5 protein-coding genes, 1 tRNA gene and 1 pseudogene are annotated in these 9380 nt (G+C 50.2%); 4 read left to right on the plus strand and 3 right to left on the minus strand.

Annotated features, from left to right (window positions below):
• Nucleotides 1–219: 219 nt before the first annotated feature.
• A tRNA-Leu gene (locus tag PN477_RS00215) sits at nt 220–300 on the minus strand.
• A gap of 118 nt (nt 301–418) precedes the next feature.
• On the opposite strand from PN477_RS00215, the gene gltX reads away from it, so the two are divergent.
• The 4 genes and pseudogenes from gltX to PN477_RS00235 all read left to right on the plus strand — a co-directional run bounded on the left by gltX (nt 419) and on the right by PN477_RS00235 (nt 4373).
• The gene (gene gltX, locus PN477_RS00220) at nt 419–1870 is read left to right on the plus strand and encodes a glutamate--tRNA ligase (protein WP_272115441.1); all 1452 of its coding nucleotides are present in this window, start codon (nt 419–421) and stop codon (nt 1868–1870) included.
• Nucleotides 1871–1939: 69 nt separating this feature from the next.
• Entirely contained in the window at nt 1940–2350 is a 411-nt protein-coding gene (locus PN477_RS00225) for a (2Fe-2S) ferredoxin domain-containing protein (protein ID WP_272115443.1), read from the plus strand.
• Nucleotides 2351–2678: 328 nt separating this feature from the next.
• On the plus strand, nt 2679–3323 hold the full coding sequence (locus PN477_RS00230; protein WP_272115445.1) for a response regulator transcription factor: 645 nt from the start codon (nt 2679–2681) through the stop codon (nt 3321–3323).
• Between the two features lie 68 nt (nt 3324–3391).
• Nucleotides 3392–4373, plus strand: a pseudogene (locus PN477_RS00235) (M28 family peptidase).
• Here the strand turns inward: PN477_RS00235 and PN477_RS00240 are convergent.
• Complete coding sequence (locus PN477_RS00240; RefSeq protein ID WP_272115448.1) at nt 4363–6579, minus strand: sensor histidine kinase; 2217 nt, start codon at nt 6577–6579, stop codon at nt 4363–4365. The pseudogene PN477_RS00235 and the gene PN477_RS00240 overlap by 11 nt on opposite strands.
• Nucleotides 6580–6706: 127 nt before the next feature.
• Nucleotides 6707–8959 (minus strand): ATP-binding protein, encoded by a 2253-nt coding sequence (locus PN477_RS00245; RefSeq protein WP_272115450.1) that lies wholly within the window; start codon nt 8957–8959, stop codon nt 6707–6709.
• Nucleotides 8960–9380: the final 421 nt, after the last annotated feature.

Here is a 9380-nt window from a genome sequence, read left to right on the forward strand (position 1 = left end):
ATCGAGCGTACCCTTGACGGTGTGAGTGACTGTGGTATGCTCTCCCACCTGCCAAGGAATCACTCTGATTCATCATCGATCCTTATCCCTGTACTTACTGGTAGTGTCTACCGTTTCACCAATGGGTACAATAGGTTTAGTCGATTTTTGGTAGATGGCACTAAAAAACAGCCTCAGGAAAATCCTAAGACTGTTTGTTTTGTAAGGGTTTAAGGTTTATGCGGATGGCGAGACTCGAACTCGCACGGGCTAGCCACACGCCCCTCAAGCGTGCGTGTCTACCAATTCCACCACATCCGCTTTTGGTTGCAGTCAACTTTCGTCAACGAGAAACTAGCATAACATAAGTTTTCTGCAATGACAAAGCCCTTTTTTGTTACGGTAGAGGATGGAATTTGGATGGCTGAGGACGAAATCTGTGACTGTACGAGTACGAATTGCACCAAGCCCAACCGGGAATCTCCACATCGGAACGGCTCGAACGGCTGTGTTTAACTGGCTGTATGCCCGTCGCCAGGGGGGGACGTTTATTCTCCGGATTGAAGATACGGATACGGAGCGATCGCGCCCTGAATACACCGAAAATATTCTCAGCGGCTTGCAATGGCTGGGGCTGAATTGGGACGAAGGCCCGATCCACCAGTCCGATCGCCTTGACCACTATCGCCAAGCGGTGCAAACCCTGCTGGATAAGGGCCTCGCCTATCGCTGCTATTGCACTCCGGACGAACTGAATGCGTTGCGCGATCGCCAAAAAGCCCAAAGCCAAGCCCCCCGCTATGACAACCGCCATCGCCATCTCACCCCCGACCAAGAGGCCGAATTCGTTGCCGCTGGGCGCAAGCCGGTGATCCGCTTCAAAATTGACGACGATCGCCAAATTATTTGGGACGATCAAGTGCGGGACAAGATGGTGTGGCAGGGGCGCGACCTCGGCGGCGATATGGTAATTGCCCGGACTCCCCTGGGGGATGAACCCTTTGGCCAACCCCTTTATAACTTGGCGGTGGTGGTGGATGATCTGGAAATGCAGATCAGCCATGTGATCCGGGGTGAAGACCACATTGCCAATACCGCCAAACAAATTTTGCTCTATGAAGCCTTGGGGGGCACTGTGCCCACCTTTGCCCATACGCCGCTGATTCTCAACACCGAAGGGCGCAAGCTCTCGAAACGGGATGGGGTGACTTCGATTGATGATTTTCGGGAGTTGGGTTTTACGGCAGCGGCGATCGCTAACTATATGTGTCTCCTCGGTTGGACTCCCCCGGATTCAACCCAGGAACTCTTTACCCTGGACGAAGCTGCCGCCCAATTTGACCTCGATCGCGTCAACAAAGCCGGGGCAAAATTCGACTGGGACAAACTGGATTGGATCAATAGCCAATACCTCCACAGTATGCCCATCCCCGAACTCACGGATCTGCTCATCCCCCACTGGCAAGGGGCGGGCTACGCCATCGACCCCCAAGACCGGGACTGGCTCGAACAACTCACCGCCCTCGTTGCCCCCAGTTTGACCCGGCTTCCCGATGCCGTCGCTGAAGCCCAACTGCTCTTTGGCGACAGCCTCAGCTTCGATGAGAAAGCCACCGCCCATCTTCAACAAGACGGGGTTAAAGAGATCATCACCGCTGTCCTAGACGGTCTCGACAGTGAGGAAGACTTCAGCCTCGACAGTGCCAAGGCCTTAGTGAACACCGTGACGAAAACGGCCAACGTCAAAAAAGGCCTCGTGATGAAATCGATGCGGGCGGCGTTAACGGGCGCACTCCAAGGCCCTGACCTGATGCAATCCTGGGTGTTGCTCCATCACCAGGGGCGCGATCGCACCCGTCTCCAGCAAACCCTCGCCCATCTCGAAGCCTAACGTCCCCCAGGAACGCTTAACCCGATGTTGTCATTAAGCGTTCCTGCTGTTCACTCCTTGCCGATTACCATGAACTCGCCTCAAGCCGCCGACCTCACCCCCATTATTGAATCCCTCGGTATTCCCCACATTCAGCGCCATCTATTCCTTTGTACTGACCCCACAAAGCCGAAATGCTGCCCCAAAGAGGATAGCCTCACGGCCTGGAATTATTTGAAAAAGCGTCTCCAGGAGCTTGGGCTGGATCGCCCCACCGAACTGCGCCCGGACTGCATTTTTCGCACCAAAGCCGATTGCTTACGGGTCTGTGCCCAGGGGCCGATTTTACTCGTCTATCCCGATGGGGTGTGGTATCGAAACGCTACGCCGGAGGTGATTGAGGAAATTATTCAGCGCCATGTGCTCAAGGGGGAAGTGGTGGCAGAGTATGCGATCGCCCAACATCCTCTTCCTGACCTATCGGCCCCACCCTCCGTATGATCCCGGTATAATTGCTTCATCAACAATTAACAGGTCTACGAGATAATAAAAAAAGGTGATAGATATAGAGCACTAGTTAGGATATTCAGAGACTCTGAAACAAGGGGCTTAAGCCCCTTGTCTGTCCCTTGTCTGTCCCTTGCCTGTCCTCAGAAATCTGTCCACTGCTCTCAATCCCCATTGACCAGTGATCTTCAAGAGTATTCTTCAGAATTTCAGTGATTAATGGTTTGACGCAGAGATGAACCGATATCCATTCATCACCATTCAGGGTAAATTCCACATCATCTTCGCAACACGATCACAACATTGACAGAGGGTCAGAATCATGAAGGAACCAAAACGATTGCCGAAAACAAAACTTTTACTGGTTGATGATGACCCCAACCTGATTCTTTTGGTGAAAGACTATCTCGAATTTCGAGGCTACGAAGTCATCACCGCTGAGAATGGTCGGATTGCCCTCGACATTCTTGAAGCGGCCGATCCGGACATGATCATTTGTGACATTATGATGCCGGAAATGGATGGCTATACCCTCGTTGAAAAGGTGCGGAGTAATCCGAAAACCAACTGGATTCCGTTCCTGTTCCTGTCGGCTAAGGGCCAAAGCCAAGACCGGGTAAAAGGCTTAAGCCAAGGGGCGGATGTGTATATGGTGAAGCCGTTTGAGCCGGAAGAATTAGTCGCTCAGGTGGAATCGTCCCTCAAGCAAGCGGATCGACTGAGCCAACATTACAAAGGCACGGATGCACCGCCGACGATCCATGTTCCCCATGATGTGAATCTGACTCCGAAGGAACTCGAAGTGGTGCACATGGTGGCTCAAGGGATGTCAAATCGAGAAATTTCGGTGCATCTTAATGTGAGTCAGCGCACGATTGAAAGTCATGTATCGAATATGCTGAATAAAACGAGTTTGAATAATCGCACGGAGTTAGCGCGGTGGGCGATCGAAAGTCATCAGGCGTAACGCGGTGGGGATTGGGTCGCGCTAAATTCCCGCTGAAGTGGGGCGATCGCGGCACAATTCGGCGCTTGATGATTTTGGGTGGACTGTTGATCCTGTTGAGTTTGGGAGGGTATCGGGCGATGATTTGGATGCCGGGCCAGAGTTATCGCGGTGAGTTGCCGCCGTTGACCCCAGCGGCGGAGGCGTTGGCGACGGAGTTACGCGCGGAGGTGGAAGCGATCGCCTCTCGTCCTCACAATTACGTCACCTATCCTGAATTAGTCCGGGTCGCGCAATACCTGGAAACGACCCTCGCCCAAACCGGCTACCCCGTGGAAGTGCAGGAATATACCGTAGCCGATCAAGCCTTTCATAACCTGATTCTCGAAATTCCCGGCCAGACGAAACCCGACGAAATTGTGGTGGTGGGGGCGCATTATGATTCCGTGGTGGGTGTGCCGGGAGCCAACGATAACGGATCTGGGGTGGCGGCGATTTTAGCGATCGCCCGTCGCCTGGCCAATCAAGAGAGCGATCGTACCCTCCGCCTCATCGCCTTCACCAACGAAGAACCCCCCTTTTTCTGGACTGATGACATGGGCAGCCTCGTCTATGCCAAACGCTGCAAAGCCCGCCAAGAAAACATCGTCGCCATGCTCAGCCTCGAAACCATGGGCTACTACAGCGACACCCCCGGCAGCCAAACCTACCCCCTCGGCCTCCTCGATCGCATCTATCCGATCCAAGGCAATTTCATTAGTTTCGTGGGGAATTTCGCCTCCGCTGCCCTGGTACGTCAGGTTGTGGGTCAATTCCGCGCCGTCGCTCAATTTCCCTCCGAAGCCGCCATCCTGCCCAACGCCGTCGCCGGGGCTGGTTGGTCGGATCATTGGTCATTCTGGCAGCAGGGCTATCCCGCCCTGATGGTCACCGACACCGCCCCCTTCCGCCCCCTTCCGCTATCCCCACTACCACACCCTCGACGACACCCCCGACAAACTCAACTACGATCGCTTCGCCCGCGTCGTCCAGGGCTTAGAAACCGTCATTCAAACCCTGATCAATGAGTAACGACTGATGACTGGCGCAGGGGAATTTGAATGATGAACGTGCTGCCTTGTCCGACCGCAGAGTGGCAGAGGAGTTTACCCTGATGTTTTTCCGTCACAATTTGATAGCTAATCGATAGTCCTAGTCCCGTGCCTTTGCCAATCGCTTTAGTGGTGAAAAAGGGGTCAAACAAACGGTTTTGATCCGCTGCATCCATGCCTGGGCCGTTGTCGGCGATCGCAACTTCTACCCACTGTGTTTCTAAAACCCTGGTGCGAATTGTAATCTGATCGGGGTGTGCCTTGATTTTATCTACAGAACGAGTCTGATTCATTTCATCAAAACTATCGATCGCATTCGCCAAAATATTCATAAAGACCTGATTCAACTGACCCGAATAGCATTCCACTAAGGGTAATTCGCCATACTCTTTCACCACCTTAATTTCGGGTCGCTCTGTCTTTGCTTTGAGGCGATGTTGCAGAATCATCAAGGTGCTATCAATACCCGCATGGAGATCCACCTCCTTCACCTCCGCTTCATCCAACCGTGAAAAGGTGCGTAACGATTTGACAATTTCTCGAATCCGTTCGCTCCCCACTTTCATCGAGGCGAGTAACTTTCCAAAGTCCTCACTGATATAGTCTAAATCTAGTTCTTCAAGCTTGGCTTGGAGATCGTTAGAGGGTTCAGAATATTCCTGTTGATAGGCATAGAAAACCTCAACAAACGCGGATACATATTCATCCGCATGGATTAAATTACCATGAATAAAATTGATCGGATTATTAATCTCATGGGCAACCCCAGCGACTAATTGACCCAAACTAGACATTTTTTCCGATTGAATCATTTGGGTTTGGGTTTTTTGGAGATCTTGGAGGGCTGTTTTTAAGGCAGCGGTGCGCTCATCAACGCGCTGCTCTAATTGCTCATTGGTGGCTTCTAAATGATCAAAAGATTGCCGTAATTGTTCTGCCATTTGGTTGAAAGAGTTAGACAGATCTTTCAGTTCTTGCACTTTTGAAGACGGAACGTTTTGAGAGAGATCGCCAGCGGCGATCGCCCTCGATGCTTGCCCCAATAGTAAGATCGGCCGACTAATCCAACGCGAGGTATAAATCCCCAACAGGGTCGAAACCAAGAGTGCAACAAGACACAGCAACACCGTATTGCGGGTATTGACATCGATTTGAGCCATAAAATCCGACTCCGGCACTGTCACCACCACGAGCCAATCTAAACCGTAGCGGTCTTTCCAGGGCGTAATCCGTACAAATTGCTGTTCTTGGCCATGCTGAAAAATGAGACTGGTCGGCTGATCAATTTCAGTGAACTTGCCAAAACGCTCCACTAAATAATCAGCCGTGATCTGAATCATTGGGTCAGCACTATCAACCGCAGTAAGGCGCTGGGCTTTGCCATTTTCGGTACGATAGGACGGAGCCTGAGCCGAACTGGCCACTAATAACCCATTACGCTCAATAATAAACGCCTCACCGGATGTACTAATATCGATATCTTGCAAAAACTCACTAATTTGGGAGAGCCGTAAATTCGTCACCAAAACACCGATTAAATCCTGAGTTTCGGTGTAGAGGGGATAACTCGCAGAGATGGAAATAATCTCAGGGAAATTATCCCATTGATAAATGGCGCTCCAGGTGGGTTGTTTCGCGGCGATCGCATCGACATAGGCCGCTTCTTCTTGAGGGTTATAGTCATCATAGGAGGACAGAAGTCCGGTACGATTGCCTTCTGCATCGGTGGCATAGGCGTTAGAACGCCACTCAGTCGCCGCCGATAGTTCATCAATGGTCACGTTATCAGGGTCTTCAAAAATACCCGCCCCAGCATATTCACCCGTAGCCAATACATAGTAGATATAGCCCACATCAAAAACCTGCATTTGTCGCCAAGTATATTGACCGGCTTCTACAAAGTTGCGTAAATCCAGAAGCCCTAAATTCACCGCATCGGCGTTAATTTGGTTGATGTGGTGGGGCGTTGCGAGGTATTGATCGAGGTGTAAATCGATGCGATCACTGACCTCCTGTTCTAACTGAAAGGCTAGGTCATTAATCGCCTTTTGTCCGTTGCGTAATGCTAACCATCCGGTTAAAGTGACAGCGATCGTAATTTGGATTAGAAACGGAACGACTAAGACAAGTCGTAGAGGAAAAGCCGTGCGAGACTGATGGGAATAATCAGGCTTGATCTGGGTCATGACTGGTTAACCGGACAACAAGAGTGATGAAATTCTCTCAGAATTTTAGCAGCTTTATCCTTCTAGGGTCGCAATTTGTCACAGAAAAAAATATCCAATCCTGCTTAACAAATGGTCATAAATTGTTTCATTCTGCGATGGAGTGGTGATCGGGGCTGGGGAGTGGGTAAGGGCGTGGCCGATGTATGGGGATCTGAATGATGAAGGTGCTGCCTTCCCCTAAGCTGGAATGGCAAAGTAGTTTACCGTCGTGGCGTTCCGTCACAATTTGGTAACTGATTGACAGTCCTAATCCGGTTCCTTTGCCAATCGCTTTAGTGGTGAAAAAGGGGTCAAACAAACGGTTTTGAGCCGCTGTATCCATGCCTGGGCCGTTGTCTGCGATCGCAACTTCTACCCACTGTGTTTCTAAAACCCTGGTGCGAATTGTAATCTGATCGGGGTGTGCCTTGATTTCATCTACAGAACGAGTCTGATTCATTTCATCAAAACTATCGATCGCATTCGCTAAAACATTCATAAAGACCTGATTCAACTGACCCGAATAGCATTCCACTAAGGGTAATTCGCCATACTCTTTCACCAACTGAATCGCGGGGCGATCGCTTTTAGCCTTGAGGCGATGTTGCAGAATCATCAAGGTGCTATCAATCCCCGCATGGAGATCCACTTCTTTAAGATTCGCCTCATCTAAGCGCGAAAAGGTGCGTAAGGATTTAACAATTTCTCGAATTCGCTCACTCCCCACCTTCATCGAGGCAAGTAATCTTATAAAATCCGCTTTGATGTAGTCTACATCGAGTTCTTCGAGTTGTTCTTGGAGTGCGATCGAAGGGTTGGGAAATTCCCGCTGATAGGCTTCAAGAATTTCAATGAATATGGATACATACTCATTGGCATAGGTTAAATTGCCATGAATAAAATTAATTGGATTATTGATTTCATGGGCTAACCCAGCGACTAATATCCCCAAACTCGACATTTTTTCGGCTTGAATCATGCAAGTTTGAGCCTTTTGTAAATCATGCAACGCTTGACGTAATTCGGTGGTGCGTTCGGTCACTCGTGTTTCGAGTTGTTCATTGGTTTTTGCCAAAGCCGCAAAGGATGCCTCTAATTGTTGCACCATCCGGTTAAAGGAGTGGGACAATTGGGAAATTTCATTAATATTCGAGGTGTCTAACTGTTGCGATATGTCGCCCGTGGCGATGCTTTGGGTGGCGCGATTGAGCTTGAGAATGGGCTGACTAATCCAACGCGAGGTGTAAATACCGAGCCAGGTGGCGATCGCTAATGCCACCCCACAGAGCACAATGGTTGTGCGCGTATTGGCATTGATTTGCGCCATAAAATCCGACTCTGGCATTACCACCACAATCAGCCAATCTAAGCCCTGAAACTCTAACGGAATAACCCGGACAAACTGCCGCTCACCCTCTAGGGTGTAGCGAAATTGGAGCGGCTCGGTGAGTTCACTAAAATCGGCGACCTGTTGGGTGAAGGCGGCCACCGTTGACTGAATGGCGGGGTATTGACTTTGACGGGCCGAAAGCCGCTCCACCTCCCCATCGGGGTCATCCGCTGGAATATAGGGCTTTTCGGAAGTGGACGATGCAACCAATAGCCCCGATCGCTCCATGATAAACGTTGTCCCATGGGGGGAACCGGGCACAGATTTGAGAAACTGACCCATGCCAGTAAGGAGGTAGTCCACCGCCAGCACGCCTTGAGGATTTCCCGACGCATCAAAAATCGGGTGGGTGGCGGAAATGCCAATCTGGTTATCAACAAAAATATAGATGTCGCTCCAACTGGGTGCTCCGGCGGCGATCGCATCCTTGTACCAATCCCGACGGCGGGGATCATAATCGGGTTCGGAATACAACAACTCCGTGCGCTGCCCCTGATCATTCGTGAGCCAACTTTGAAAATCCCCCGGCACAAAATTCGGCGTGCCCTCAATCGTCACCGCTGCGGGTTCTGATTCTCGCCCCGCGCCAATGTACCCCCCTTGGGCACTGGCAAAATAAATATATTGCACATCGGTATAGACCCGAATTTGTTGCCAAAAGCGACGTTCTAAGCCGCTAATATCTGTTGTGTTTAAGACATTAATGCGTAATGATTCAGCATTAAAAGTATTCAACTCAACCGGTTTTTCTAAATAGTCATTCAGGTGTTGAGTGATGCGATTTTCCACCTCAAGTTGCAGTTGCTGAACTAAATCGTTAACCGCTTTTTGACCATTACGGAGTGAGAGCCAGCCGGTTAACCCCACCGCCACAGTGATTTGCAACAGAAAGGGCACGATTAAAATTGATCGCAGCGGAATTTTCGCCGCAAATATGGATGATGTTGAATTAACATTTTTTTCAGACATAGGAATGAATTAAATGACGTTTTAATTGATCTTACAAAATAATTGCGCTGGATCGCTTTTTCTTAATTTCCTGCAAACAAAAAGCAGAATCCTCAGGAAATAATGCACCGGATCGGGATGAACGGGGGTGCATCCCACTTTTGCAGATTCCCATGGCTCGCCAGGGAGCACCCTCATCCCCAGCCCTTCTCCCGCAGGAGAAAGGAGCAAAAAGCCCTCTCCTGAGGGAGAGGGTTGGGTGAGGGATTGCATAATTGGGATGCACTCATGAACAGACTGGTTGACACTCCCACCGTTAAATCAAAGATTATAACGGGGGATTCTTGCTTCATTGGGTTTGTCTAGTCTCAAGTCATCTCTGTCTTGAAACCCCGTCCAGATTCCCCTCCACAAGCATCTGTTTAACGTCCACTGAATATCC

The sequence above is a fragment of the Spirulina subsalsa CS-330 genome, assembly GCF_028330765.1.
GTDB lineage: Bacteria > Cyanobacteriota > Cyanobacteriia > Cyanobacteriales > Spirulinaceae > Spirulina > Spirulina subsalsa_A.